A 25969-nucleotide genomic window follows, 5' to 3' on the forward strand; every position below is an offset into this window, starting at 1 on the left:
TTGCCTTACTGCTCGCGCTCCCAGGTCTGCGTGCGGCCCAGCAGCGAGATGCCGATGTAGCCACGCACGTCGAGCTTCTGGCCGTCGTCCTTCACGGTCATCTTGCACTTGTACACCTTGCCGTTCTCCGGATCGAGAATGGTGCCGCCGTCATAGGTATCGCCGTCCTTCTGCATGCCGCGAATGATCTGCATGCCGAGCATCTTCTGATCCTTGCGCTCGTCCGTGCACTTCGTGCAGATGCGCTCCGGATCGTCGTTCGGTCCCAGCCCCTTGGTAATCACGCCCACGAGCTGGCCATTCTGCTCCGAGATCGTGACGAGTGCCTTCGGCTTGCCGGTGTTGTCGTCGATCGTCTTCCATACGCCGACAGGTGAGGTGTTGTCGGCCGCCATGGCCGCTTTGGCAACGCCGCCGAGCAATGCCACCGCAACAAGCGCGTGAGCACCCAAACGTCGCCACGACGTTGCATTCGAGATCTGCTTCATGATTGTCATCCTCCCAGATACGGATTGATTGTCGTAGGACTCGCGATAGCGACGACCCGCCCGGCGCATGCACCGGTTCGCACGTGAGTCGCTTTGAAGATTACGCCAAAGGCGTGACGTCGTGCTGAGGAAGTCCTCTAGCCGAGGCTACGCCTTTGGCGTGGATCCACGTCAATCGATATCCTGGGAAAATCGGCTAAGGCTCGCGAATCCACGTTTGCGTACGGCCCAGCAGCGAGATGCCGAAATAGCCTCGAACTTCGAGCTTTTTTCCGCCATCCACCACGCGGATCTTGCAGCCATATTCGCTGCCGCTGTCCGGATCGAGAATCTTCCCACCGGTGTATTCGTCACCGTCCTTGCGCAGGCCGCGAATGATCTCCATGCCCTGAAGCTTCCTGCCCTTGCGATCGTCGGTGCAACCATCGCAGCGACGCTCGAGCGCGTCGCGTCGCCCGAGACTCTTGGCAAGCGCCCCGACATACTCGCCGTCGCGCTCGGAAATGACGATCAGCGCCTTCGGGTCGCCTGTCTCGTCGACAATGCGCCACACCCCGACCGGGGACAGCGTGTCCGCGAACGCCGGTGTCACGGTCGCGCTGATCACACTGATCACACTGATCACACGCAGCACGTGGAGCACGCACAGCGCCGCCGAGGTGCGTGGGTAACCGGCGGCGAACGGGCGCCGCCGGAACACGGCGTTCAATATCGCTCTCAAAAGCATCGTCCTGCGGTTGTGAAATGCGCCCCCGCCGATTACAGCGGCGGCAGCGCGATGGCGCTCAGGCGCCACTGCACGAGATTGCGCCGGGTGAGCGTAAACGTCACCACGCGCTCAGGCCGGTCGCTGCGCGACACATGGACGAGAAAGTGGTTGAAGTCCTGGAACTCCGTGCGCGTGATCGTGCGCGGCGAGGCGGTGTCCGCACCTTGCGGCTTCCCGTCATTGGACGGCGCGTTCGACGACGGCGGCGTCCCGGAGGATTGCTGCGGCGCCTGGGGGGCTTGGGGCGTCTGGGGCACCACCTGGTCCGGCGCCGGGGCACCTGGCGCCGGCGGCAGGCCAGTGCTGTCACCGCGCAGCATCGCGGCCACGGCCTCCGGCGTGAGCAACGCTTCGACCACGCGATCCGACACCCAGCCGCCAAGCGCCAGCGCCAGCGCCCCGAAAGGGTTGCTGCGCTGCTTGTCCATCTGACGCGCCATTTGATCGTGCAGGCTCGTCTTCAGGCTGTCGCGCACCGCGGGATAATCGACGTACGAGGAGAGCGTGTCGGCATCGCGGGCATTCGCAGCATCGCGCGCACGCCACAGCGTGTAATACGGCGTGCCGAAAAGCAGCCCCATCACCACAACCACGGTCACGACGCACGTCGTGACGATCGACAGCTTACGCATTTCCAAACTCCGACGTTCAAACAGCGCATGGTAGGTGACGCACGGCAGCCAGCGCCTTCCGGCTTACATTGCTTTACAAATCTTTACAGCACGCTGGCGTCCACCCTTTTACTCTCGAAGCGTAGCCGCAACGTTCGTCGCCCATGCTGCATCTCCCGCATCCGCATTCCGGCTGGCGCAACCCGGGTCCGACGCGCGGCAATCCAACCGACAAGGAGGTGGCACCATGCGTCACACCCGACTTGTCCGGATGATGGGTATCGTCATGCTGGCCGTCGCCGCGATGAGCGGAACGGCCCAGGCGTCGTCGGCCAGTCAGTTTTTCCAGGGCTGGTTCGCACAGGGTGCCGAGCGTCCCAACGGACGCGGCGATCATCATGGCGGCCCACGCCCCGGACCGTCACGGCCGCAGCCTCAGGAAATTCGGCCGCAGGGCGACCTGCGCGGCGACATCTACAACCACATCCGCGAGCAGCGCCAGCCGTCGGCGCCGCCCGCGCCGCCCCCATCCCGCAATCCCAACGGACGACAGCGCGGCGGACGCTGACGTCGCCCCCATCCGCATCGAGACGACACGCTCGGCCGGCGACACGCGCTGACCGAGTGCCGATGCAATGCCGCCTGGCATTTCTTGCGCCCTTGTGGCGACCGTGTCGCGGCCTCTCTTCTACCGACATTCGCCCTTCATTTGCCCTGCTTTCGCCCCTTCGTCTCCGACAAGCGTCGGCCAGGGACGCGAGGTTCGCGAACGATCAGGTCAGCGAAGTGTCCACCACGCGCCGCGGGGCCTCGAGATATTCGCGCGACTGCATTTCCACCAGACGCGACACCGTGCGCGTGAATTCGTTGGCCAGCGTACCTTCCGTGTAAAGTGCCTCGGGCGGCACTTCCGCAGAAATGAGCAACTTCACCTTGTGATCGTAGAACACGTCGACGAGCCACGTGAAGCGTCGCGCTTCCGACGCCATGCGAGGCGTCATGCGAGGCACGTCAGAGAGCACCACGGTGTGGAAGCGATTGGCCAGTTCAAGATAGTCGTTTTGCGAGCGCGGACCGCCGCACAGTGTGTGGAAATCGAACCACACCACGCCACCCGCGCGGCGCAGCGCCTTCAACTCGCGTTGCTCGATATGCAGTAGCGGGCTCTCGTCGGGCACGCCGGCAATTTCGCTGAACGCCGCGCGCAATGCGCGGTTCGCGTCGTTGCCGAGGGGGTGGTGATACACCTGCACCTGCGCCAGCGTACGACGACGGTAATCGATGCCGGCGTCCACGTTGAGCACGTCGAGCCTGTCTTCGAGCAACTTGATCGCCGGCAGCACTCGGTCGCGATGCAGTCCATCCGGATACAGCGTATCGGGACGGTAGTTGGACGTCATCACGAACTGCACCCCGTTCTTGAACAACTCGGCGAGCAACCGATGCAGGATCATGGCATCAGCCACGTCGGACACATGAAATTCGTCAAAGCAGATCAGGCGGTATCGCTTGGCGATGCGCCTGGCCAGTTCGTCGAGCGGATCGGGCAAGCCCTTGAGCGCCTGCAACTGGTGGTGCACTTCGCGCATGAACTCGTGAAAGTGCAGCCGCGTCTTACGCTGCAGCGGCACCACCGAGTAGAAGCTGTCCATCAGGAAGCTCTTTCCGCGCCCCACCCCGCCCCACAGGTAAACCCCCTTGGGCAGTTCCGGATGCACGAGCCACTTCTTGAGCGTATTCGAGCGACGGGACTTGTATGCCGCCCATTCGTCGTAGCATTGTTGCAGACGATCGACGGCGCGCTCCTGCGCCTCGTCGGGCTTGTAGCCGCGCGCGGCGAGCTCTTGTTGGTAGTATTCGCGAACGTTCATGCGGTACGGCGACGGGCCGGGGGGCAAGGGTCATCGGGAAAAAACAAAGGCGAGTCGCCTCGCCTTTGTTCCTGCAAGTCAGCGCGAATCCGCTTACTTGTTCAGTGCGCGCTTCTCGACATCGAGCGCCGCTTCACGCATCACTTCCGACAGCGACGGGTGCGGATGGCAGATACGGCCGATGTCTTCCGACGCGGCCTTGAACTCCATTGCCACCACGGCTTCGGCGATCAGATCCGAAGCGTTCAGGCCGATCACGTGCACGCCGAGGATCTCGTCGGTCTTGGCGTCCGCCAGCACCTTCACGAAACCGTCCGACGAGCCCATGCCCAGCGCACGGCCATTGGCCGCGAACGGGAACTGACCCGGCTTGAACTCGCGGCCCTCGGCCTTGAGCTGCTGCTCGGTCTTGCCCACCCATGCGATTTCCGGCGAGGTGTAGATGACCCACGGAATGCAGTTGTAGTCGATATGCGGCTTCTGGCCCGCGATGACTTCGGCGACCAGCACGCCTTCGTCTTCGGCCTTGTGGGCCAGCATCGGGCCGCGCACCACGTCGCCGATGGCGTACACGTTCGGCACCGACGTCTTGCAGTGATCGTCGACGGGGATGAACCCGCGTTGATCGGCCGCCAGACCGATGGCTTCCAGACCGAGGTTGTCGGTGTTCGGCACACGGCCGACCGACACGATCAGACGGTCGACTTCGAGCGTGTTCGCCTTGCCGTCCTTGTCCGTGTAATGGATCGTGACGTTGTTCTTGCCGGTCTTCACTTCGTCGACCTTCACGCCGACGTGAATGTCCAGACCCTGCTTCTTGAACTGCTTCGCGGCTTCCTTGGCCACGCCCGCGTCCGCGGCAGCCAGGAATTCCGGCATGGCTTCGAGCACGGTGACTTCGGCACCCAGACGGCGCCACACCGAACCCAGCTCCAGACCGATCACACCGGCGCCGATCACGCCCAGCTTCTTCGGCACGGTGTCGAACGAGAGCGCACCCTCGTTATCCGAGATGAGCTTGTTGTCGACCGGCATGCCCGGCAGATGACGGGCCTTCGAACCCGTGGCAATGATCACGTTCTTGGCGGTGACCGTCTCGACTTCGCCGTCCTGGGTCGGCGAAACCTCGATCTGCACACCGGCGTCGGTCTTGCCGACGAACTTGCCGTGACCCTTGAGCCACGTGATCTTGTTCTTCTTGAACAGGAACTCGATACCACCGGTCATCTTGTCGACGATGCCCTGCTTGCGCGCGAGCATCTTCGAGATGTCGATCTTGACATCCGACGTGGTGATACCGTGATCGGCCAGATGGTGACCGACCTTCTCGAATTCCTCAGACGAGGCGAGCAGCGCCTTCGACGGAATGCAGCCGACGTTCAGGCACGTACCACCCAGCACCATCTTGCCGGTCGGGTTGGTCCACTTCTCGACGCAAGCGACGGAGAAACCGAGTTGGGCGGCGCGGATCGCGGCGATGTAACCGCCGGGGCCGGCGCCGATGACGACGACATCAAATTCTTTGTTTGCCATTTTGAGACTCAGTGAAGGTTGACGGCAGGGGGAGGCGCGGTGCGCCGGCCACGCAGCGCATGGCCGGGCAATGCCGCGCAATGCGCGCTAACGCTTACAGGTCGAGCAGCAGGCGGGCCGGATCTTCCAGCGCTTCCTTCATCGCGACGAGGCTCAGCACGGCTTCACGGCCGTCGATGATACGGTGGTCGTAGCTCATGGCCAGATAGTTCATCGGGCGGATGACGATCTCGCCGTTTTCCACGACCGGGCGGTCCTTCGTGGCGTGCACACCCAGAATGGCCGACTGCGGCGGGTTGATGATCGGGGTCGAGAGCATCGAGCCGAACACACCACCGTTCGAGATCGAGAACGTACCGCCGGTCATTTCCTCGATCGAGAGCTTGCCGTCGGCAGCCTTCTTGCCGTATTCGGCGATCTTCTTCTCGATGTCGGCCAGGCTCATCTGGTCCGCGTTGCGCAGGATCGGTACCACCAGGCCACGCGGCGAGCCCACGGCGATACCGATGTCGAAGTAGCCGTGATAGACGATGTCGTTACCGTCGATCGAGGCGTTCACGGCCGGATACTTCTTCAGCGCATGGACGGCGGCCTTCACGAAGAACGACATGAAGCCCAGCTTCACGCCATGCTCCTTCTCGAACTTGTCCTTGTACTTGTTGCGCAGATCCATCACCGGCTTCATGTTGACCTCGTTGAACGTGGTCAGAATGGCGTTGGTCTGTTGCGACTGGAGCAGACGCTCCGCGATACGGGCACGCAGGCGCGACATCGGCACGCGCTGCTCCGGACGGCCTTCGAGCGACGTGTCGCGGCCCACCGGGGCCGACACCGCCGGCAGCGAGGCGCGCTGGGCCGGCGCCGGGATCGACGACGCGGCAGCGGCGGCCGGCTTGGCACCGGCGGCCAGGGCATCGCCCTTGGTCACGCGGCCGTCGCGGCCCGAGCCGGCCACATCCGTGGCCGACAGATTCTTCTCGGCGAGGACCTTGGCTGCGGCCGGGCTGGCGATGCCACCCGACGCGCCACCCGTTGCGGGGGCTGCGGCCGGCGCAGCGGCGGCGGCCGGTGCGGCGGCTTCGGCCGGCTTGGCGGCAACCGGAGCGGCGGCGCCTGCCTTGGCTTCGGTGTCGATCTTGGCGATGATCTGCTCGGACGTCACAGTGTCGCCCGCGGCCGCGCTCACTTCGACGAGCACGCCGGCTGCCGGCGCCGGCACTTCGAGCACGACCTTGTCGGTCTCGACTTCGATCACGGTTTCATCTTGCGCGAAAGCTTCGCCGACTTTCTTCTTCCAGTCGAGCAGCGTGCCTTCGGAAACCGACTCGGAAAACTGGGGGACTTTGACTTCAACAATGGCCATTTCTGGATCCTGGATTCGATAAACGTTCAATTCGGAAATACGGCAGCGGCCGTCCCTGGGGGAGGACGACCGCTGTAAGACCTGACCGGTTACTGCTTCACGGTCGCGCCCTTGAGGCGACCGAACGCGGTGTCGAGCAGCGACTTGAGCTGTTCGTAGTGCTTGGCGTAGTAACCCACGGCAGGCGAGGCCGAAGCCGCGCGACCCGCGTAAGCCAGCTTCTGACCAGCGCTCATCGCATCAATCAGGTGGTGTTCGATGTAGAACCACGGACCCTGGTTTTGCGGCTCATCCTGGGCCCACACCACTTCGGCGAGGTTTTCGTACTTCTTCAGTTCGTTCTCGAACGCCTTGTGCGGGAACGGATACAGCTGTTCCACGCGCACGATCGCGACGTCGCTCGACTTCTCTTCGCGACGACGGGCGATCAGGTCGTAGTAGAGGCGGCCCGAGCAGGCGACGACACGCTTGACCTTCTTGGCGTCGATCGAGGCATCGGTCTCGCCGATGACCGTCTGGAAGCCACCCTTGGCGAGTTCCGACAGGTCGCTCACGGCTTCCTTGTGACGCAGCAGCGACTTCGGCGTGAACACGATCAGCGGCTTGCGCAGCTGGCGGATCATCTGACGACGCAGCAGGTGGAAGATCTGTGCCGGCGTGGTCGGCTGGACCACCTGCATGTTCGTGTCGGCGCACAGTTGCAGGTAACGCTCGATACGTGCGGACGAGTGCTCCGGACCCTGGCCTTCATAGCCGTGCGGCAGCAACATCGTCAGGCCCGAGACGCGGCCCCACTTCACTTCGCCGCTCGAGATGAACTGGTCGATCACGACCTGGGCGCCGTTGGCGAAGTCACCGAACTGGCCTTCCCACAGCACCATCGTGTTCGGCTCGGCGGTGGAGTAACCATATTCGAAGCCCAGCACGGCTTCTTCGGACAGCACCGAGTCGATCACCGTGAAGTTGGCCTGACCGTCGGCCACGTGTTGCAGCGGCACGTACGTGCCGTCGTTCCAACGCTCGCGGTTCTGGTCGTGGAGCACGGCGTGGCGGTGCGTGAACGTACCGCGGCCCGAATCCTGGCCGGTCAGGCGCACGGCGAAGCCCGACGAGACCAGCGATGCGAACGCCAGATGCTCACCCATGCCCCAGTCGAGCGGCTGCTCGCCCTTGCCCATCTTCTCGCGGTCCTTGATGACCTTCTCGACGAGCGGGTGAACCTTGAAGTTCGCGGGAATCGTGGTGATGCGCTCGGCAAGACGCTTGAGCTCATTGAGCGGCACGGCGGTGTCGCCGGCGTCGGTCCACTTCTTGTTCAGGAACGGCACCCAGTCGACGGCGTACTTGCTCTTGTAGTTCGAGAGCACCGGGTCGATGGTGTGATGGCCGTCGTCCATGGCCTTGCGGTAGGCCTTGACGAAGCCGTCGCCCTCGTCGGCCGAGATCACGCCTTGCGTGACCAGCTTCTCGGCGTACAGCGCGCGCGTGCCCGGGTGCTGGGCGATCTTCTTGTACATCAGCGGCTGCGTGACCGCCGGGGTGTCCTGCTCGTTGTGGCCCAGTTTGCGGAAGCAAACGATGTCCACGACGGCGTCCTTCTTGAATTCCTGGCGGAACTCGAGGGCCAGTTGCATGGCCAGCACGACCGCTTCGGGATCGTCGCCGTTCACGTGCAGCACCGGCGCTTCGATCATCTTGACCACGTCCGAGCAGTACGTCGTCGAACGAGCGTCACGCGGATCCGACGTGGTGAAGCCGATCTGGTTGTTGATGACGATGTGCACCGTGCCGTGCGTGCCGTAGCCGCGCGTTTGCGCGAGGTTCAGCGTTTCCATCACGACGCCCTGGCCGGCGAATGCCGCGTCGCCGTGGACCTGCACCGGCAACACGCTGGCCGCGTCGGCTTCGCCGCGACGGTCCATACGCGCCTTGGCCGAGCCTTCGACCACCGGGTTCACGATTTCCAGGTGCGACGGGTTGAACGCCAGCGACAGGTGGACCGGACCACCGGCCGTCGAGACGTCGCTCGAGAACCCCTTGTGGTACTTCACGTCACCGGCAGGCAGATCGTCGACGTGCTTGCCTTCGAATTCGGCGAACAGGTCCGACGGCATCTTGCCCAGGGTGTTGACCAGCACGTTCAGACGGCCGCGGTGGGCCATGCCGATCACGATTTCCTGCACGCCCTTCGCACCGGCGTGGTGGACGAGCTCGTCCATCGCCACGATGAACGATTCGCCGCCTTCGAGCGAGAATCGCTTCTGGCCGACGAACTTGGTGTGCAGATAACGCTCCAGGCCTTCAGCGGCCGTGAGGCGTTCGAGGATGTGCTTCTTCTTGTCGGCGGTGAAGTTGGGCGTTGCACGCACCTTCTCCAGACGCTCCTGCCACCAGCGCTTTTGCACCGGATCGCTGATGTACATGTACTCGGCGCCGATCGAGCCGCAGTACGTGTCGCGCAATGCCTTGAGCAGATCGCGCAGGCTGGCTTGCTCGAAACCGAAGTACGTGTTCTCGGCCGAGTACACGCTGTCCATGTCGGCTTCGGTCAGGTCGTAGAACGCGGGTTCCAGTTCCGGAATGGCCGGGCGCTCCTGACGCTTGAGCGGGTCCAGATTGGCCCAGCGAGCGCCGAGGAATCGGTAGGCTGCCACGAGCGACTGCACGTGAACCTGCTTGCGGGCCACGGCCAGGTCGGATGCGCCGGCGTGCGACACGAAGGCATTGGCCTTGGCGCGCTGGGCGAACGACTCCACGATCGGGGCGTGAGCCACGTCGTTGGCGTTGGAACCATCAACAGCGGGAACGTTTTGCAGCGCGTCGAAATACTGGCGCCAGTTGTCCGGCACGGACGCCGGATTATCAAGATACGACTCGTACAGTTCTTCGACATAGGGGGCATTGCCGCCGAAGAGATACGAGTTCGCTTGGAATTGTTCCATCAAACTCATTTTGCGCTCACCTTTTCTACGAGTGTCTCGAGAAATAGCGGGTTACGAAACCTTCCGCGACACGGCCTGACCGATTAGCGGATTGCGAGAATCAAGTGGTGCTTGGAAGGACCTGATCAATCACGGCGAGGAGCATAGCACGTTTTACCGACAGCCATCCCCCCGGAAAGCCGTCACACGGGGACTTCCGGCGTGCCCGCCGCATGCGTCCCCGACGCCGCGCGGGCCCCGTTCGAACAGCCGTTTGCCATGGACGCATCGTGCCCACATCCGACCCCGAATGGGCGGCACTGCCATCGAACCCACCGCGAACATGCCGTTATCGCGCACATTGCCATCCCTCCGGCCCTCCCCACCGGGACGCCCCGTCCTTATGCTTATATGGAAAATAGATATATAAGAATTAAATTTTATTATTTTAATTTCTAAGTGCCAGCCGATAAGGTGTTGTGTATCCCCTTGCCGGTCCATCTGGGGGTGGCCTGACGGAATCGACCCGCCCTGGCGCCCATGCTGGTCCGGCCCCTGGAGCCAAGCACGACATGCAAGAGACGCCCCTTTCCTCCCAGCAGGCCCAGTGGCTCAGCCAACTGGTCGACGGACTCTCCACCGAGCAACTCGCCTGGGTGCGGGGTTTTCTGGCGGGCATCAATCACTCGGTGCGCCAGGCCGGCGCGCCTGCTGCCACGCAGGCCAATACCGGTGCCACCGCACCAGCGCTGACCATCCTTTACGGTTCCCAGACCGGCCACGCGCAGGGAGTGGCGGAGCAAGCCAAGGCGCGCGCCGTTGCCGCCGGCTTCAAGGTCGATCTGTTCGCGATGGGCGACTACAAGGCCTCGCGCCTGAAGAACGACAAGCTGTTGCTCGTGGCGGTTTCCACGCAGGGCGAGGGCGAACCGCCCGACGACGCGCGCGATTTCTACGAATTCCTCCACGGTGAGAAGGCCCCCAGGCTCGCGGGTACGCGCTTCGCCGTGCTCGGCCTGGGCGATTCGAGCTACGAGAAGTTCTGCCAGGCCGGCAAGGACTTCGACGCCCGACTCGCGGCACTCGGCGCGGAGCGTCTCGTGCCGCGCGTCGACAGCGACGTCGACTATGACGCTCCGGCCGAGCGCTGGATCGAAGACGCGGTGGAGGCGCTCTCGCGCGTGTCGGTGCCTGCCGGTACGGCAGGCACGACGGCAACGACGGCCGGCAATGCGAGCGCGGCGTCGCTCATCGACACCTTCACCCTCGCCGCCCTGGGCGGGAGCGCCACGTCGTCCACCGGCGCGGCGGCCAGTCAGTACAGCCGAAAGCATCCGTTCGACGCCGGCGTCATTGAGAACATCACGCTCTCGGGTCGCGGCTCGTCCAAGGAAGTGCACCACATCGAACTGTCGCTCGAAGGCTCGGACCTGACCTATGAGCCGGGCGACGCGCTTGGTGTGGTGGTCAAGAACGACGCGACGCTCGTCGACGAACTCATCGACACGCTCGCGCTCGATCCGCAGGCCACGACCACCACGCAGGACAGCACGCTGTCGCTGCGCGACGCGTTCCTGGGCGCGTACGACATCACCACGCTCTCGCGCGCCTTCCTCGAGAAGTACGCCGCGCTGGCTGAATCGAGCGAACTGAAGACCTTGCTCGCGGCGGGTAACGAAACGGCGTTGCGGGAGTATCTCCACGGCCGCGACGTGCTCGACGTCGTGCGTCAGTTCCCGGCGCGCCAGGTCAAGGCCGCCGAATTCGTCGGCACGCTGCGCACGCTCCAGCCGCGTCTGTATTCGATTGCGTCGAGTCTTGTCGCCAACCCGGAAGCGGTTCACATCACCGTGGGCGCCGTGCGCTTCGAGAGTCATGGCCGTGCGCGTCGCGGCGTGGCGTCGACCTATCTGGCGGACGTTGCGCGCGAAGGTGCGTCGGTGCCGGTGTACATCGAGGCAAACCGCAACTTCAAGCTGCCCGCGGACAGTAACGCACCGGTGATCATGATCGGCCCTGGCACCGGCATTGCGCCATTTCGCGCCTTCGTGGAGGAACGGCAGGCACTCGATGCGCCGGGCAGGAACTGGCTCTTCTTCGGCGATCGCAATTTCCGCACCGACTTCCTGTATCAGCGCGAATGGCAGCGCTACGTAAAGGACGGCGCGCTCACGCGCATCGATCTGGCGTTCTCGCGCGACACCGAAGACAAGGTCTACGTGCAGCATCGCATGCGCGAGCAGGGCAAGGCGCTGTATGCGTGGCTTCAGGAAGGCGCGCACCTGTATGTGTGCGGCGACGCCGAGCAAATGGCCCGCGACGTGAACACCGCGCTCGTGGACATCGTCGCGGAGCACGGCGGCCTTTCGCCCGATGCCGCAGCCGAGTACGTGAAGGCATTGCAGCGCGAGAAGCGCTACCAGCGCGACGTGTACTGAACGTGGCGCGCGCCACGCCCCTGACACGCAAGCGACACGCCACCGATGAGAACGCGATAAGCGTACGGTTCGTCCCCAATTCGCACATGAGGCGCGCCCGAGCACCCGCACCGCGCGCTCACAGAGACAGCAAGCCCACATGACGCAAACTACGCCTACCAGCGCCGCCCCGGCGCGCTCCGAAGTCGAGAAGATCAAAGACGCCAGCAACTACCTGCGCGGCACCATTGCGCAGGGGCTGGCCGATCCGCTCACGGGCGCGATCTTTGAGAAGGACGCGCAACTGCTCAAGTTCCACGGCTCCTACATGCAGGACGACCGCGACCTGCGCAGCGAGCGGCAGAAGCAGAAACTCGAACCCGCGTATCAATTCATGATCCGACTGCGCATGCCGGGCGGCGTGTGCACGCCGGCGCAGTGGCTCAAGCTCGACGAGCTCGCGCAGAAATATGGCGGCAACACGATCCGGCTGACCACCCGGCAGACGGTGCAGTATCACAACGTGCTCAAGCACCAGTTGCGCCCGCTGATCAAGGGCGTGGACGAAGTGGCCATGACGAGCATCGCCGCGTGCGGCGACGTCAATCGCAACACGCTCGTCTCGAACAATCCGCACCTCTCGCCGGCGCATGCCGAAGCGCTCGACTGGTGCCTGAAGATCGATCGCCATCTGCTGCCGCAGACCACCGCCTATCGCGAAATCTGGCTCGGCGACAAGCGCCTTGGGGCAGGCAAGGAAGATCACGAGCCGATTTACGGCAAGCACTACCTGCCGCGCAAGTTCAAGATCGCCATCGCCATTCCGCCGAACAACGACGTCGACGTCTACGCCAACGATCTGGGCTTCATCGCCATCGTGGGCACCGATGGCAAGCTCGAAGGCTTCAACGTCTCGGTGGGCGGCGGCATGGGCATGACGCACGGCGACGCCGCGACGTATCCGCGCACCGGCACCGTCATTGGTTACCTGCCGGCCGATCGCATCGTCGACGTGGCCGAAAAGGTGCTGCTCGTACAACGCGATTTCGGCGACCGCACCAATCGCAAGCATGCGCGCCTGAAGTACACCATCGACGACCGCGGCGTGGAGTGGTTCAAGGAAACACTCAACCAGTATCTCGGGTGGAATCTCGCACCGGCGCGCGACTTCCGGTTCACGACCAACGGCGACCAGTACGGCTGGCTCAAGGGCGCCGACGATCTGTGGCATCTCACGCTGTTCATTCAGAACGGTCGCGTGAAGGACTGGGAAGACTATCGCCTCATGTCCGGCTTGCGAGAGATCGCCAAAGTGCACGATGGCGACATTCGCATCACGGGCAACCAGAACCTGATCGTCGGGCGGGTGAGCGACGCGAAGAAGGCGCAGATCGAAGCGCTGGTCAGTCAGTACGGCCTGCTCGACGGCAAGCACCAGAGCGCCCTGCGCATCAACTCCATGGCGTGCGTGGGTTTCCCGACATGCGGCCTCGCGCTGGCGGAGAGCGAACGCGCCCTGCCCGGCCTCGTCACGCGGCTGGAGTCGGTGCTCGACGACGCAGGCCTCGCGGGCGAGCCGATCACCATTCGCACGACGGGCTGCCCGAACGGGTGCGCGCGACCGTACATCGCGGAGATCGGTCTGGTCGGCAAGTCAGCGGGCAAGTACAACCTGTATCTGGGCGCGGGCTTCCATGGCCAGCGCCTCAACAAGCTGTACAAGGAGTCGGTGAGCGAAGACCAGATCGTGGCCGAGCTCACGCCCCTTTTCCATCGCTACGCGAAGGAGCGCGACGCCGGCGAAAAATTCGGCGACTTCCTGGTGCGCCAGGGCGTAGTGAAGGAAGTGGTCGAGGCGCGCGAGGACTTTCACGGCTGAAAAAGGAAAAGCCCCGGCCACATCGTGCCGGGGCTTGCCGTCATGGAATTGCCGGCGTCGGGCTCAGTCGTTGCTGCCCGAGTAAGGCACCATGCAGCGCTTGACCGTATTTTCGAAATCGCGCGGCAGATGGCTGCCCGGCGTTTCGAAATACTGCAAGCGCGCGCCGAATCCGCCTTGCATGACGTCGACGTAGGGGTTGTAGATGGCGTTACCCTGCGCGTCCTGACCGCGATATACACGCACGCGGTCGGCCCCCGGACGGGCGTACGACGTCGAATCGACGTTCTGCGAAAGCTCGCTCCACCCGTGATAAATGCAGTTGAGCACCATGAAGCGGTCGGCCCCGGTCCCCTGGTCGAGCAGCCGACCCGTTGCCGGATCGGGCCGGCTCATCTGGTTGATCGGGCCGCAACCTGCCAGAACAGCCACGGCCACCGCCGCCATCAGCGCCATTCGCTTCATACTTCGACACCCTCAACTGAGCAAAAGATGGGCAATGTTACCCGGTTCGGCGCGCCGCCGCCATGAAGCTGCCCCGCTTTCGCCCGCACACCGGCGTGTCGCGCGCCCCCGCCTCAGGCCGCCAGCGACAGCGGCGACGCCCCCACGGCGTGCAGCGCCGGTCGCCGGGCGGCGCCGCTCGTGCCCCCCTCGTCGCCCAGGCGGAACCGCGCCATTTCCTCGCGCAGGGCGTTCGTCTGGTCTTCGAGCGACGCCGCGGCCGCCGCCGCCTGCTCAACGAGCGCCGCGTTCTGCTGCGTCACGGTGTCCATCTGGGTGACAGCCTGGTTCACCTGTTCGATACCGCCGCTTTGCTCGTCGGACGCCGCCGAGATTTCGCCCATGATGTCGGTCACGCGCTGCACCGCCTGAAGGATCTCGTCCATCGTGCGGCCGGCCTCGGTCACGAGCGTCGAGCCGTCGGCCACCTTCTGCACCGACGTCTCGATGAGCCCCTTGATCTCGCGCGCCGCCGTTGCACTGCGCTGCGCGAGCGTGCGCACCTCGCCTGCGACCACCGCGAAGCCCCGCCCCTGTTCGCCGGCGCGCGCCGCTTCCACGGCCGCGTTCAAGGCCAGGATGTTGGTCTGGAAGGCAATGCCGTCGATCACGGCGATGATGTCCACCACCTGCGAAGAACTCGTCGAGATACCCTGCATGGTGTCGACGACGCGCGCGACGACCTGACCGCCGCGCGCGGCAATATCCGACGCGTTGACCGCGAGCTGGCTCGCCTGCCGGGCGTTATCGGCATTCTGCTTCACGGTTGCGGTCAGTTGCTCCATCGACGACGCCGTCTCCTCGAGCGACGCGGCCTGTTGCTCGGTGCGCGCGGACAGGTCAGTATTGCCCGCGGAAATTTCGGCGGTGGCCGTGGCCATGGCGTCGCAACTGCGACGTACGCCGCGAATCGTGTCCGCCAGACGCGACTGCATGGCGTCAAGCCCGCGCATGAGCATCGACATCTCGTCCTTGCCGCGCACCTCCACCGGGTTGTCCAGGCGCCCTGCCGCGATCTGCTCGAAATGCGTCAGTGCCTCGCCGAGAGGACGCATGATCGCGCCGCGCAACGAAAAATAACAAGCGATGGCAATGAGCACGCCGAACACCGTCGCGCCGATGCTCAGCCAGCGAAACGCCGCGAGCTCGGTCATCGACGCCTCATAGGTGTCGTGTCCAAGCTTCAACTTGTACGCGGCCAGTGCGTCGCTCGCGGCGGTAAGCGCCGCATAGTACTTGGGCAGCGCATTCATCGTGAGATCGTCCATCGCCGTGCGGTCGCGCGCGTCGATCGCGGCGAGCATCGGATTCATGCCCTTGTCGAAGAACGTCGCGCGCTGGCGCGCGACCTCATCCGCGAGCCGCGCCTCCTGCGCCTCGCGCGGCAACGCCTGATATGTGGCCCATGCCGCATTCGCGTCCTTGATCATGCCGCGCGCGCGGGCGGCGATCTTGTCGCCATCGGGCGATTCGGGATGCAGCACCACGCGGTCGAGAATGGCCCGGGTGCGCGCGAGCGTCGCGTTGTCCTTGCCCAGCGCCACCGTAGCCGCAAGGTGATTGGCATACGTCTCTCGCAATGCGTCACCGGTGCGTGTCATGCCCGCGATGCCCAAGGCCCCTAAGAGAATCAACAATACCGCCAGCAGCGCCATGGTGATGCCAAGGCGTGCCTTGATCGAGAAGCTACGCAACATGCTGTCGTCTCCGTCTTACGTAATGGGTCACCACCCGTGGATCCGTGCCTCTGACGGGCCGTCATCACTTGTCACATCGGCGCGATGTGCACCAGACTTGAGCATCCTGCGGGTTTACGTGCCCATGCGCCACGACGGGTCGCGACGTTCAGTTGATGCAAGTCAAGTCGTCGACGCGTACGCAGTGGCGTCGTGCGTCTCGAACGCCGAAACCGAAAACGCCACGGCGAATGGCCGTGGCGCTGCCGGTGATCGGGGAAGCCTCGCAATCTTATTACGTTTTTTATATATTCATTACATATATACAAATCATGATCGAAGGACTCGAGAAACTGCTGGCCGGCGGCAAGGACAATGCGCTGCTGCGATTCGGCCTCGGCAAGGCCTATCTGGACGCCGGCAATTACCCGGTCGCGGCCACGCATCTGACGCAATGCGTCGCGTTCGATCCGGCCTACACCGCCGCGTGGAAGCTGCTGGGCAAGGCGCGACAGGGCGCCGGCGACGTGGACGGGGCGCGCGACGCCTGGACGCGCGGCATCGCGGCGGCACAGGCGCACGGCGACCGCCAGGCCGAAAAGGAAATGACCGTGTTTCTCAAACGGCTAGGCTGATTTCGCATCGCGTGACCGAGCGGTTCGGGCCAACCGGCGAACCCGGCGACACCGTGGTATCGTGCAGTTTGCCCATTTGAGACGCATCGAACATGCCTGCACTTTCGACCTGGCTGGCCTTCGCACTGGTCGCTATCGGTATGGCCCTCACGCCGGGGCCGAACATGATGTACCTGATTTCACGCTCCCTGTGCCAGGGACCGGCCGCGGGACTCGTTTCGCTGGGCGGTGTGGCGCTGGGCTTCGTTTTCTACATGCTGTGCGCGGCGTTTGGCATTACCGCCCTGCTCTTCGCGGTGCCCTTCGCCTACGACATACTGCGTTTCGGCGGCGCCCTCTACCTACTCTGGCTGGCCTGGCAGGCGCTCAAGCCCGGTGGCCGCTCTCCGTTCGAGGTTCGCGCCCTGGCGCGCGACGGCAACCGCCGCCTGTTCCTGATGGGCCTGTTCACGTCGGTGCTCAATCCGAAGATCGCCATGCTGTACCTGGCGCTGCTGCCGCAGTTCGTGCACCCCGAGCATGGCAGCGTGCTCACGCAGTCGCTGGCCCTCGGCGCCACGCAGATCGTGTGCAGCGTGATGGTCAACGCCGGTGTCGCCCTGTCGGCGGGGGGGATCGCGCGATTCCTCGGCCAGCGTCCGGCATGGCTGCGCATCCAGCGCTGGCTCATGGGCGGCGTGCTTGGGGCACTCGCCCTGCGCATGGCCACGGAGGCCCGTCGCTGACCCATACGCCGTATGTCTTCCGGGCGTCCCCCCCATTTTTTTGGAGGGTGACGCGCCGGGCGTGGCATACTGCTTCGATTTCGCCGCGCGGCGGGGATCCACGCAGCGCTAGGCCGGCCGGCCTGTTCCCATCCTGCAATTTTCGTTGGGTATGTCCTTGAAGCATTGTTTGCCGCCTCGCACGCCGTCTCATCCGGCGCGCCAACACCGCCAAATCCGCCAACACGCCCCCGCCATCGCATCCCAGGCGCCCGCTGCCTCGACCAGCCGCCACGGTCGTCAGCGCGGCTTCGGCACGCTTGCCGTCGTCCTGGCCACGCTCGCTGGCCTGGCGGTCGTCGGCGCCCTGATCGTCGGTTATGCGCTGATCGTCATGCGCCCCAACCTGCCGCCGCTCGACGTCATTACCGACTATCGCCCGAAGGTGCCGCTGCGCGTCTACACGTCCGATAACGTGCTGATCGGCGAATTCGGCGAGGAGCGCCGCAGTCTCGTCACGATCGACCAGATTCCGGACGTGATGAAGAAGGCCGTGCTCGCGATCGAGGACTACCGCTTCTACGATCATGGCGGCGTCGACTTCATCGGCATTCTGAGAGCCGGGGTGTCGGACGTACTGCACGGCGGCGCCGCTCAGGGTGCCAGCACGATCACCATGCAGGTCGCGCGCAACTTCTTCCTCTCGCGCGAGAAGACCGCCACGCGCAAGATCTACGAAATGCTGCTCGCCTACAAGATCGAGTCCGCGCTGTCGAAGGACAAGATTCTCGAGCTGTACATGAACCAGATCTATCTGGGCCAGCGCGCCTACGGCTTCGCGAGCGCCGCGCGCATTTACTTCGGCAAGGATCTCAAGGACATCACGCTTGGCGAGGCCGCCATGCTGGCCGGCCTGCCGAAGGCCCCGTCGGCCTACAATCCGATCGTCAATCCGAAGCGCGCGAAAATCCGTCAGGAATACATCCTCAAGCGCATGCTCGATCTGGGCTACATCACGCGCAACCAATACGAAGATGCGCTGCACGAACCGATCCGCACCCGGACGTCGGGCAACGAATACAACGTGCATGCCGAGTACGTGGCCGAAATGGTGCGTCAGGCCGTGTACGACGAGTACAAGGACGACGCGTACACGCGCGGCCTGACGGTCATCACGACGCTCGATTCGAAAAAGCAGCAAGCGGCCTACGACGCCGTTCGCATGGGCGTGCTCGATTACGAGCGTCGTCACGCGTACCGCGGACCGGAGGGATTCGTCGAGCTGCCCGCGGCAATGCCCGATCGACAGCAATTGATCGAGGACACGCTACTGGAACATCCGGACAACGGCGATCTCGTCGCGGCGGTCGTGGTCGCGGCCAGTTCGTCGCAGGTGACCGCGGTGCCGCTCTCGGGCGACGCCGTGGTGGTGAGCGGCGACGGCATCGGTTTCGCGTCGTCGGCACTTTCGTCCCGGGCGAGCGAGAAGCTGCGCATTCGCCCCGGCTCGATCATCCGAGTGATGAAGGACGCGCGCGGCAAGTGGCGCATCGCGCAGTTGCCGGAGGTGCAAGGCGCGCTGGTCTCGCTCTCGCCCGACGACGGGGCGATTCGTGCGCTCGTCGGCGGGTTCGATTTCAATCAGAGCAAGTTCAACCGCGCCACGCAGGCCTGGCGCCAGCCGGGCTCGACGTTCAAGCCCGTGGTCTATTCGGCAGCCATCGAGAAGGGGGTGAGCCCCGCCACGATGGTGATGGACGGCCCGCTCAACCTGCCGCCCTCGCAGACTGGCGGACAGGCCTGGGACCCGCACGACGACGACGCCTTCAGCGGTCCGATGACGGTACGCGAGGGTCTGCAGCGCTCGAAGAACCTGGTGGCGATTCGTCTGCTGCAATTCGCCGGCACGCAATACACACAGGAATACGCCACGCGCTTCGGCTTCGACGCCGACAAAGTGCCGCCGTATCTGCCGATGGCGCTCGGCGCGGGCCAGACCACGCCGCTGCAACTGGCAGGGGCTTATGCGGTGTTCGCCAACGGCGGCTATCGCGTCGCGCCCTACCTGATCAGCGAAATTCGCGACGCGCGCGGCAACGTGCTCAACAAGGCCACGCCGGTCATCGCGAATGTGAACGCCGCGCGCGCGATCTCGGCGCCGAACGCCTTCATCATGAACAGCCTGCTGCAATCGGTGGCGCAACGCGGCACGGGCGCCGGCACGAACGTGCTCAAGCGCACCGATCTGGCCGGCAAGACCGGCACCACGAACGACGCCCTCGACGGGTGGTTCGCCGGTTATCAGCACACGCTCGTGGCGGTGGCCTGGCTCGGCTTCGATCAGCCGAAGACGCTCGGCAGCCGCGAATTCGGCGCGCAATTGGCGTTGCCGGTCTGGACCAAATACATGAGCGTTGCCCTGAACGGCGTGCCGCAGCAGCAAATGGCCATGCCGCCGGGTGTGAGCGTGGTCAACGGCGAGCTGTATGAGTCCGACAAACTGCCCGGCAACGGCTTCGTGGCGAGTATCGGCATCGACGACAACAGCGGCGGCTTCTCGCTGCCGTTCTTCGGAAACAGCACGCCCGAGCCCGCGGCTCCGCCGCCGGCCGCCGCGCAGCCGCCCTCGCCCGGCGGCGTGGATGCTCGCGAGAAGGCGCGCATTCTCGATCTGTTCAAACATCCCTGAGCCGCGCCGGGCATCGTCCACGCACTGAGCGGCCACCCAGGCGGTGGCCGCTTTTTCATGAGCACGGGCCTTCGACCTCAAGCACGTCAAGCGCAAGAACGTACAAGCGCGTCGGCCCGGGCAGGCGCTAAGCTCCCGGCATTGGCGCGCGATCCTGCCCGCGCCGCTTCCATTGACCCGCATCGACTTCGGTCGACTTCTATCGAGGAACGTTTTTCCATGCCGGCTCCGTCCCGTGCGGCAAGCTTCGCCGCAGGCGCTCGCGACACCCTGCCGATGATCGTCGGCGCAGCACCGTTCGGCCTGATTTTCGGTGCGCTGGTTGCCACCACGCCGCTCGCGCCATGGCACGGGCAGCTCATGTCACTCACTGTCTTCGCCGGCTCGAGCCAGTTCATCGCCGCAGGCCTGTTCGCCACCGGCGTAGGTTACGCGGTGCTGTGGGCCACCACGTTGATCGTCAATCTGCGTCACATGCTTTACGCCGCGAACCTGTTGCCCCATGTGAAGCACCTGGATCTGCGGTGGCGCACGGTACTGGGATTCCTGCTCACGGACGAGACCTTCGCCGTCACCAGCGGTCACTTCCATCGTCACCCGGACGATCCGCTGGGGCAGTGGTACTTCCTCGGCTCGGGCCTGTCGATGTACCTCAACTGGCAGGTGTGGACGCTCGCGGGTCTGCTGTTCGGCGCCGCCTTCCCACGCCTGCAAACCCTGGGCCTGGATTTCGCCATGGTGGCCACGTTCATTGCGATCATCGTGCCCCAGATGGCCCGCGTGCCCTGGGCGGTGGCTACCGTGGTCGCCGGCGCGAGCGCCTACGCATGCCAGGGCTTGCCCTACAAGCTCGGCCTGCTCGCGGCCGTGGCGTTGGGCATCGCGGCCGGCATGATCATGCTGCATGCGAAGCGTCGCAACGGCGCGCGCCCGTCCCGCAAGAGCGGCGAAGACGATGCGCGCAAACCCGGTGGCATGGGCGCGTCTGGCAAGCCGGCGGGAGGTGCGCAATGAACTACGTTCTGGCGATTCTCGGCATGGCGGCCGTGACATTGGCGGTCAAGGCCGGCATCTTCGTGCTGGGCGACCGGGTGAGATTCCCGGAGTGGCTGCGCGAGGCGCTGTCGTTCGTGCCCGTCACCGTGCTCACGGCCATCATCGTGCCGATGACGCTCGCGCCCCACGGCAATGGACTGGAGCTGACCTGGCGCAATCCACAACTCGTGGCCGCTCTGGTGGCGATCGCCGTGTGCGCGGCCACGCGTCACCAATTGCTCACTATCGGCGCCGGGCTGGCGGTCTTCTTCGCCTGGCAACTCGGCGTGCTCGCCTGACGCCATGCCACGCTCGTAAAAAAAGCGCCCTGAGGGGCGCTTGTTTCGTAGAGCGGTTCGTTCGGCCTCAGACGCTGACCGTCCCGAGCGTGCCGGCGCGATAGGCAGCCACGAAGGCGTCGAAGTCGCCCACTTGCGTGCGTTCCAGTTCGGCCTGCGATGCCAGCGACTTCTGCGCGAGCGCCTCGAAATGCGCCTCGATCTTCGGATCGAGCGGCATGTCGCGCAACGTCTTTGCGTGACGCTTGCTCTGCTCGAGCGCGAATGCCTGGAATGCGCCGCCCTTCGTGCCACGCAGCGGTTCGAGCGCCGCCATCACGCGCGCCGACGGCGTGAGCGAGACGTCCTGCACCTTGGCGCGCTGCAGTGCCATCGAGTGCGCATAGTGGGCGCCGCCACGCTGGGCGTCGAAAGCCGCCGCCGTGCGATCGATGCGATCGAGCAACGCCTGCGCCCAGTCGAACAGCGTAATGGCTTCGCCGGCGCGATGCAGCACGAGGCCGGGCTTGCGGCCTTCCTTGACGACATGCGCGAAGTTGTCGCGATTTTCCATGTTCTCGGCATTCGAGCACGACGGGCTGTCTTCGAGTGCGCAGAACAGCAGGAACGCGTCGATGAAGCGTGCGGTGTCGACATCGATACCCACCGGCAGGAACGGATCGATGTCGATGCAGCGCACCTCCACGTACTGCACGCCACGCCGCGCGAGCGCCTGCACGGGGCGCTCGCCGCTGTACGTCACCCGCTTCGGGCGGATCGTGGCATAGAACTCGTTTTCGATTTGCAGCAGATTGGTCGAGAGCTGGATCCACTCGCCATTGCGCTTCGTGCCGAGCGCCTCGTACGCCGGGTGCGGCTGGCTCACCGCTTGCGTGAGCGCGTCGATGTAGCTGGGCAGACAGTCGTAGCACGGCGAGACTTCCGACTGCGCGCTGTTCTGATAGCCGAGATCGCTCATGCGCAGGCTCGTCGCGTAGGGCAGACCGAGCGTGCCTTCGTCGAATGCATCGAGGCCGTGTTCGCGTCCGCGCAGGAATTCGGCGTGCAACACCGGCGACGCGCCGAACAGATACATGAGCAGCCAGCTATAGCGGCGGAAGTTGCGGATGAGCGCAACATAGCGGGCCGACTGGTAATCGCGCGGCGACTCGGTGGCCCCCTCGCTCGCGCGAAGCAACTCCCATACCGGCTCGGCGAGCGAGAAATTGTAGTGAATCCCCGCGATGCACTGCATCGGCTTACCGTAGCGCAGCGCGAGACCGCGACGATACACGTGCTTGAGCATGCCGATGTGCGACGTGCCGTAGTCGGCGATGGGAATCACGTCTTCCGGCGGCAGCGCCGGCGGCATCGAATCGCTCCACAGCAACTCCGCGCCGAGCTTGCGATAGGCGAACTGATGGATCTCGTCGAGCCGGGCAATGACGTCGGCGGCGTCGTGCTGGGGTGGCGTGATGAACTCAAGCAGCGCTTCGGAGTAATCGGTGGTGATTTCGTCGTTGGTCAGCGCCGAACCGAGGGCGCGCGGATGCGGGGTCAGTGCGAGCGCGCCATCGGCCTGTACGCGCAGGGTCTCGCGTTCGATGCCGGACAGGCCGTCAGCGAGCAGCGCGCGGTGGGCGGGTTGCATGATGAGCGCCAGACGCCGGTCGAGCAGCCCGTGAGCAGCCTCCTGACCGGCGTGTGCGATGTGTTCGTGTTGACGATTCTGGTTTTCCAACTTCCATCCCTCTGGGCAGGCGCAATGCATTGGCATGGCTGTCGTCGCCGACGGCCCCTCATGACGACGGCCATGATCGGTGCGGGGGCGGTGACGGGGGTCTACGGGGTGCCGATGGCACCGGCGCGACCCCCGGAGCGGTAGCTCCGGGGGACGCGCCCGATGCGCGGCACGGCGTGAATTTGGCCTGAGCATAACTGAAAACGCCAAACTGCGTCGGACGCCTCCCGGGCGCATGCCGCGCCGGTCGCGCCAGCCTCAGCGTGCGCCTGAGTCCGCCTGCGTGAATGCCGCATTGGCGGCCCCGTGCGCGACGCCGATACTGGCGCCATGACGACGATCCAACACATGGCCCACCACATCCCCCTGCTCTCGCTGGGGCTCGTCACCTTTTTGCTTGCGGGCTTCGTCAAGGGGGTCATCGGGCTGGGCCTGCCGACGGTGGCCGTCGGCTTGCTCGGTCTGGCCATGCCGACCGCCGAAGCCGCGGCACTGCTGATCGTGCCGTCGCTCGTCACCAATGTCTGGCAACTGCTCGCCGGTCCGCGTTTCGCGGCTTTGGCCAGGCGCCTGTGGCCGATGCTGGTCGGCGTTTGCGTCGGCACATGGGCCGGTAGCGGATGGCTCGCCAACGGCGGCCACCTGGCAGGCATCGCACTGGGCGTGGCGCTGCTCGTGTACGCGGCGCTGGGGCTCGCGGCCGTGCGCCTGCATGTGCCAGGGCACTGGTCGCGGGCGAGGACCGGCGCGCTCGGGGGCGGTATCGGCGCGATCACGGGTCTGGTCACGGCGGCGACGGGCGTATTCGTCATCCCTGCCGTACCGTTTCTCCAGGCGCTCGACCTCGACAAGGACGATCTGGTTCAGGCGTTGGGGCTGTCGTTTACCGTGTCGACACTGGCACTTGCGGCGGGCCTGGCGCACGACGGCATCTTCCATGGACATGCGATCGGGGTTTCCCTGCTGGCGCTCGTCCCGGCGCTGGGCGGCATGTTCCTCGGCCAGTGGGTGCGCACCCGTGTGAGTGCGCCCGTCTTTCGCCGATGCTTCTTTGTCGGCCTGGCGATGCTCGGTGCGGAGCTGGTGATTCAGCACATCCGATGAGCACGGCGCCGCACGTCATTTGAGATCGGGAAAATCGACGTCCCAGAATTCCATCTCGCGCCGCAACTCCAGCGCACGCCCCTCCTCCGCCCGTCGCAATTCGACACGACGGATCTTGCCGGAGATCGTCTTCGGCAAGTCGCAAAACTCGATACGGCGAATCCGTTTGTATGGCGCGAGGTGGTCGCGGCAATAGCGCAGGATATCGAGAGCGAGTTTGTCGTCCGCCTGAAAGCCCGCGCGAAGCGACACGAAGGCTTTCGGCACCGCGAGGCGCACGGGATCGGGACTCGGCACGACGCCCGCCTCGGCCACCGCCGGGTGCTTGATCAGTTCGCTCTCGAGCTCGAAGGGGCTGATGCGGTAGTCGGACGCCTTGAAGACGTCGTCGGCCCGGCCCACGTACGTGAAATAGCCGCGCTCGTCACGCATCGCGACGTCGCCGGTGTGGTAATAGCCGTCGCGCATGACTTCGGCGGTCTTCTCCCTGTCATCCTCGTACCCCTGCATCAGTCCGGTTGGACGCGACGCCAGCGCGAGACAGATCTCCCCTTCGTCGGTCTCGTTGCCGTCGCGATCGAGCAGCACGACACGGTAGCCGGGCATGGGACGCCCCATCGCGCCCGCCTTGACCGGCTGACCAGGTGAATTGCCGATCTGGCAGCACGTCTCGGTCTGGCCGTAGCCGTCGCGGATAGTGATGTTCCAGGCGCGCCTGACCTGGTCGATCACTTCGGGATTGAGCGGCTCGCCAGCACCGATGAGTTCACGAAACTTCACCGGGTGCCGCGCGAGATCTTCCTGAATCATCATGCGCCAGACGGTGGGCGGAGCGCAGAGCGTGGTGACCTCGCAGCGTGCCGCAGTTTGCAGAGCGGTGCGGGCGTCGAAGCGCGAGAAGTTGTAGATGAAGATCGTGGCGCCGGCGTTCCACGGAGCGAAGAAGCAACTCCATGCGTGCTTGGCCCAACCGGGCGAGCTGATGTTCCAGTGAATGTCGCCGGGCTGCAGTCCTAGCCAGTACATGGTGGCGAGGTGTCCGACGGGGTAACTTTGATGCGTGTGCAGCACGAGCTTCGGACGCGATGTCGTGCCCGACGTGAAGTACAGCAACAGCGGATCGGTCGCCAGGGTCTCGCCATCGGGTACGAACCGATTGCTGGCCCGGTAGGCCGGGGCGAGCGACGTCCATCCTTCGGGCGGGGCCTCGCCCACGGCAAGGCGCTGGTAGTCGCCGGCGAGCGCGGTGAACTTGGCGGCCTCACGTGCGGTGGTGATCACGTGCCGCACGCGACCGCGCTCGAGTCGGTCGACGAGATCGCCGGCGGCGAGCAGCGTCGTGGCGGGAATCATGACGGCGCCGAGCTTCATGCACGCGAGCATGAGGTCCCAGAGTTCGACCTGATTGGGTAGCATGAGCAGCACACGGTCGCCGCGCGCGACGCCTCGCTGGCGCAGGAAATTGGCGACGCGATTGGAGCGCGCCGACATCTCGGCGAACGACAGACGCGTCTCGTGCCCATCCTCTTCGACGACCCAGAGGGCGGGCCGGTCGTTGCCTTGCGCTTGCGGATCGAAGAAGTCGAGCGCCCAGTTGAAGCGGGTCAGAACCGGCCAGCGGAAGTCACGGTACGCCACATCGTAGTGCGCGCGCTGTGCGAGCAGCAGATCGCGCGCGTCCTCGAAATTCAGGGTTTGCGGCATGGCTTGTCTCCGAGCCACAAGGGGGCAGGATGTCGGCAGAATTCCAT

General features: G+C 64.8%; 20 protein-coding genes. 9 read left to right on the forward strand and 11 right to left on the reverse strand.

The features are described 5' to 3' along the window. Positions 1–5 precede the first annotated feature (5 nt). From PMO31116_RS02975 to PMO31116_RS02985, 3 genes are all read right to left on the reverse strand, one after another. The gene (locus PMO31116_RS02975; protein ID WP_150565381.1) at positions 6–488 is read right to left on the reverse strand and encodes a DUF2147 domain-containing protein; all 483 of its coding nucleotides are present in this window, start codon (positions 486–488) and stop codon (positions 6–8) included. Positions 489–684: 196 nt separating this feature from the next. Further along, positions 685–1119, reverse strand: a complete 435-nt coding sequence (locus PMO31116_RS02980) for a DUF2147 domain-containing protein (protein WP_425494757.1) — start codon at positions 1117–1119, stop codon at positions 685–687. A 128-nt stretch (positions 1120–1247) separates the two neighbouring features. Then, a complete protein-coding gene (locus PMO31116_RS02985; protein WP_150565383.1) occupies positions 1248–1889 on the reverse strand; it encodes a DUF2939 domain-containing protein in 642 nt (213 codons plus the stop codon). A 226-nt stretch (positions 1890–2115) separates the two neighbouring features. Here PMO31116_RS02985 and PMO31116_RS02990 point away from each other — a divergent pair, with 226 nt between their 5' ends. Next, positions 2116–2436, forward strand: a complete 321-nt coding sequence (locus PMO31116_RS02990; protein WP_150565384.1) for a hypothetical protein — start codon at positions 2116–2118, stop codon at positions 2434–2436. A 205-nt stretch (positions 2437–2641) separates the two neighbouring features. Here PMO31116_RS02990 and zapE read toward each other — a convergent pair whose 3' ends face one another. The 4 genes from zapE to PMO31116_RS03010 form a co-directional block, all read right to left on the reverse strand. Beyond that, the gene (gene zapE, locus PMO31116_RS02995) at positions 2642–3739 is read right to left on the reverse strand and encodes a cell division protein ZapE (protein ID WP_150565385.1); all 1098 of its coding nucleotides are present in this window, start codon (positions 3737–3739) and stop codon (positions 2642–2644) included. A gap of 93 nt (positions 3740–3832) precedes the next feature. Then, a complete protein-coding gene (gene lpdA, locus PMO31116_RS03000) occupies positions 3833–5272 on the reverse strand; it encodes a dihydrolipoyl dehydrogenase (protein WP_150565386.1) in 1440 nt (479 codons plus the stop codon). Positions 5273–5366: 94 nt separating this feature from the next. Continuing rightward, a complete protein-coding gene (gene odhB / locus PMO31116_RS03005) occupies positions 5367–6635 on the reverse strand; it encodes a 2-oxoglutarate dehydrogenase complex dihydrolipoyllysine-residue succinyltransferase (protein WP_150565387.1) in 1269 nt (422 codons plus the stop codon). Positions 6636–6724: 89 nt separating this feature from the next. Then, positions 6725–9586 carry a 2-oxoglutarate dehydrogenase E1 component gene (locus PMO31116_RS03010; protein WP_150565388.1) on the reverse strand — a complete coding sequence of 954 codons (2862 nt, stop codon included), beginning with the start codon at positions 9584–9586 and terminating at the stop codon, positions 6725–6727. Positions 9587–10128: 542 nt separating this feature from the next. On the opposite strand from PMO31116_RS03010, the gene PMO31116_RS03015 reads away from it, so the two are divergent. Together PMO31116_RS03015 and PMO31116_RS03020 are read left to right on the forward strand one after the other, a co-directional pair. After that, positions 10129–11994, forward strand: a complete 1866-nt coding sequence (locus tag PMO31116_RS03015; RefSeq protein WP_150565389.1) for an assimilatory sulfite reductase (NADPH) flavoprotein subunit — start codon at positions 10129–10131, stop codon at positions 11992–11994. Positions 11995–12133: 139 nt separating this feature from the next. After that, a complete protein-coding gene (locus tag PMO31116_RS03020; protein ID WP_150565390.1) occupies positions 12134–13852 on the forward strand; it encodes an NADPH-dependent assimilatory sulfite reductase hemoprotein subunit in 1719 nt (572 codons plus the stop codon). Between the two features lie 63 nt (positions 13853–13915). On the opposite strand, the gene PMO31116_RS03025 is transcribed toward PMO31116_RS03020, so the two are convergent. Both PMO31116_RS03025 and PMO31116_RS24240 read right to left on the reverse strand, forming a co-directional pair. Then, a complete protein-coding gene (locus tag PMO31116_RS03025) occupies positions 13916–14317 on the reverse strand; it encodes a hypothetical protein (protein WP_150565391.1) in 402 nt (133 codons plus the stop codon). A 113-nt stretch (positions 14318–14430) separates the two neighbouring features. Continuing rightward, on the reverse strand, positions 14431–16053 hold the full coding sequence (locus tag PMO31116_RS24240; protein WP_150565392.1) for a methyl-accepting chemotaxis protein: 1623 nt from the start codon (positions 16051–16053) through the stop codon (positions 14431–14433). A gap of 311 nt (positions 16054–16364) precedes the next feature. Between PMO31116_RS24240 and PMO31116_RS03035 the strand changes: the two genes are divergently transcribed. The 5 genes from PMO31116_RS03035 to PMO31116_RS03055 all read left to right on the forward strand — a co-directional run bounded on the left by PMO31116_RS03035 (position 16365) and on the right by PMO31116_RS03055 (position 21394). Continuing rightward, entirely contained in the window at positions 16365–16667 is a 303-nt protein-coding gene (locus PMO31116_RS03035; RefSeq protein WP_145863988.1) for a tetratricopeptide repeat protein, read from the forward strand. A 92-nt stretch (positions 16668–16759) separates the two neighbouring features. After that, positions 16760–17392, forward strand: coding sequence for a LysE family translocator (locus tag PMO31116_RS03040; RefSeq protein WP_150565393.1), 633 nt, complete (start codon positions 16760–16762; stop codon positions 17390–17392). Positions 17393–17543: 151 nt separating this feature from the next. Then, on the forward strand, positions 17544–20060 hold the full coding sequence (locus PMO31116_RS03045) for a penicillin-binding protein 1A (RefSeq protein WP_425494754.1): 2517 nt from the start codon (positions 17544–17546) through the stop codon (positions 20058–20060). Between the two features lie 219 nt (positions 20061–20279). Then, positions 20280–21074 (forward strand): AzlC family ABC transporter permease, encoded by a 795-nt coding sequence (locus PMO31116_RS03050; protein WP_150565394.1) that lies wholly within the window; start codon positions 20280–20282, stop codon positions 21072–21074. Next, a complete protein-coding gene (locus PMO31116_RS03055; protein WP_023595621.1) occupies positions 21071–21394 on the forward strand; it encodes an AzlD domain-containing protein in 324 nt (107 codons plus the stop codon). Before PMO31116_RS03050 ends, PMO31116_RS03055 begins: the two co-directional genes overlap by 4 nt. Before the next feature lie 67 nt (positions 21395–21461). Here the strand turns inward: PMO31116_RS03055 and gshA are convergent, their stop codons facing one another. After that, positions 21462–23084 carry a glutamate--cysteine ligase gene (gene gshA, locus PMO31116_RS03060; RefSeq protein WP_281350088.1) on the reverse strand — a complete coding sequence of 541 codons (1623 nt, stop codon included), beginning with the start codon at positions 23082–23084 and terminating at the stop codon, positions 21462–21464. Between the two features lie 360 nt (positions 23085–23444). On the opposite strand from gshA, the gene PMO31116_RS03065 reads away from it, so the two are divergent. Further along, complete coding sequence (locus PMO31116_RS03065; protein ID WP_246185110.1) at positions 23445–24218, forward strand: sulfite exporter TauE/SafE family protein; 774 nt, start codon at positions 23445–23447, stop codon at positions 24216–24218. A gap of 15 nt (positions 24219–24233) precedes the next feature. Here PMO31116_RS03065 and PMO31116_RS03070 read toward each other — a convergent pair whose 3' ends face one another. Continuing rightward, positions 24234–25922: an AMP-binding protein gene (locus PMO31116_RS03070; RefSeq protein WP_150565396.1), complete on the reverse strand. Its 1689-nt coding sequence runs from the start codon at positions 25920–25922 to the stop codon at positions 24234–24236. Positions 25923–25969 lie beyond the last annotated feature (47 nt).

Origin of the sequence: Pandoraea morbifera, assembly GCF_902459575.1 — a bacterium.
Taxonomy (GTDB): domain Bacteria; phylum Pseudomonadota; class Gammaproteobacteria; order Burkholderiales; family Burkholderiaceae; genus Pandoraea; species Pandoraea morbifera.

What these genes read in the sequence shown, in the direction of transcription:
- PMO31116_RS03065 (WP_246185110.1), top strand. Translation starts at nt 23,445, where the DNA reads ATGACGACGATCCAACACATGGCCCACCACATCCCCCTGCTCTCGCTG.
- PMO31116_RS02985 (WP_150565383.1), bottom strand. Translation starts at nt 1,889, where the DNA reads ATGCGTAAGCTGTCGATCGTCACGACGTGCGTCGTGACCGTGGTTGTG.
- PMO31116_RS03050 (WP_150565394.1), top strand. Translation starts at nt 20,280, where the DNA reads ATGCCGGCTCCGTCCCGTGCGGCAAGCTTCGCCGCAGGCGCTCGCGAC.
- PMO31116_RS02975 (WP_150565381.1), bottom strand. Translation starts at nt 488, where the DNA reads ATGAAGCAGATCTCGAATGCAACGTCGTGGCGACGTTTGGGTGCTCAC.
- PMO31116_RS03010 (WP_150565388.1), bottom strand. Translation starts at nt 9,586, where the DNA reads ATGAGTTTGATGGAACAATTCCAAGCGAACTCGTATCTCTTCGGCGGC.
- PMO31116_RS03070 (WP_150565396.1), bottom strand. Translation starts at nt 25,922, where the DNA reads ATGCCGCAAACCCTGAATTTCGAGGACGCGCGCGATCTGCTGCTCGCA.
- PMO31116_RS03020 (WP_150565390.1), top strand. Translation starts at nt 12,134, where the DNA reads ATGACGCAAACTACGCCTACCAGCGCCGCCCCGGCGCGCTCCGAAGTC.
- zapE (WP_150565385.1), bottom strand. Translation starts at nt 3,739, where the DNA reads ATGAACGTTCGCGAATACTACCAACAAGAGCTCGCCGCGCGCGGCTAC.
- odhB (WP_150565387.1), bottom strand. Translation starts at nt 6,635, where the DNA reads ATGGCCATTGTTGAAGTCAAAGTCCCCCAGTTTTCCGAGTCGGTTTCC.
- PMO31116_RS02990 (WP_150565384.1), top strand. Translation starts at nt 2,116, where the DNA reads ATGCGTCACACCCGACTTGTCCGGATGATGGGTATCGTCATGCTGGCC.
- PMO31116_RS03025 (WP_150565391.1), bottom strand. Translation starts at nt 14,317, where the DNA reads ATGAAGCGAATGGCGCTGATGGCGGCGGTGGCCGTGGCTGTTCTGGCA.
- PMO31116_RS03045 (WP_425494754.1), top strand. Translation starts at nt 17,544, where the DNA reads ATGTCCTTGAAGCATTGTTTGCCGCCTCGCACGCCGTCTCATCCGGCG.
- PMO31116_RS03040 (WP_150565393.1), top strand. Translation starts at nt 16,760, where the DNA reads ATGCCTGCACTTTCGACCTGGCTGGCCTTCGCACTGGTCGCTATCGGT.
- lpdA (WP_150565386.1), bottom strand. Translation starts at nt 5,272, where the DNA reads ATGGCAAACAAAGAATTTGATGTCGTCGTCATCGGCGCCGGCCCCGGC.
- PMO31116_RS03015 (WP_150565389.1), top strand. Translation starts at nt 10,129, where the DNA reads ATGCAAGAGACGCCCCTTTCCTCCCAGCAGGCCCAGTGGCTCAGCCAA.
- PMO31116_RS24240 (WP_150565392.1), bottom strand. Translation starts at nt 16,053, where the DNA reads ATGTTGCGTAGCTTCTCGATCAAGGCACGCCTTGGCATCACCATGGCG.
- PMO31116_RS03035 (WP_145863988.1), top strand. Translation starts at nt 16,365, where the DNA reads ATGATCGAAGGACTCGAGAAACTGCTGGCCGGCGGCAAGGACAATGCG.
- PMO31116_RS03055 (WP_023595621.1), top strand. Translation starts at nt 21,071, where the DNA reads ATGAACTACGTTCTGGCGATTCTCGGCATGGCGGCCGTGACATTGGCG.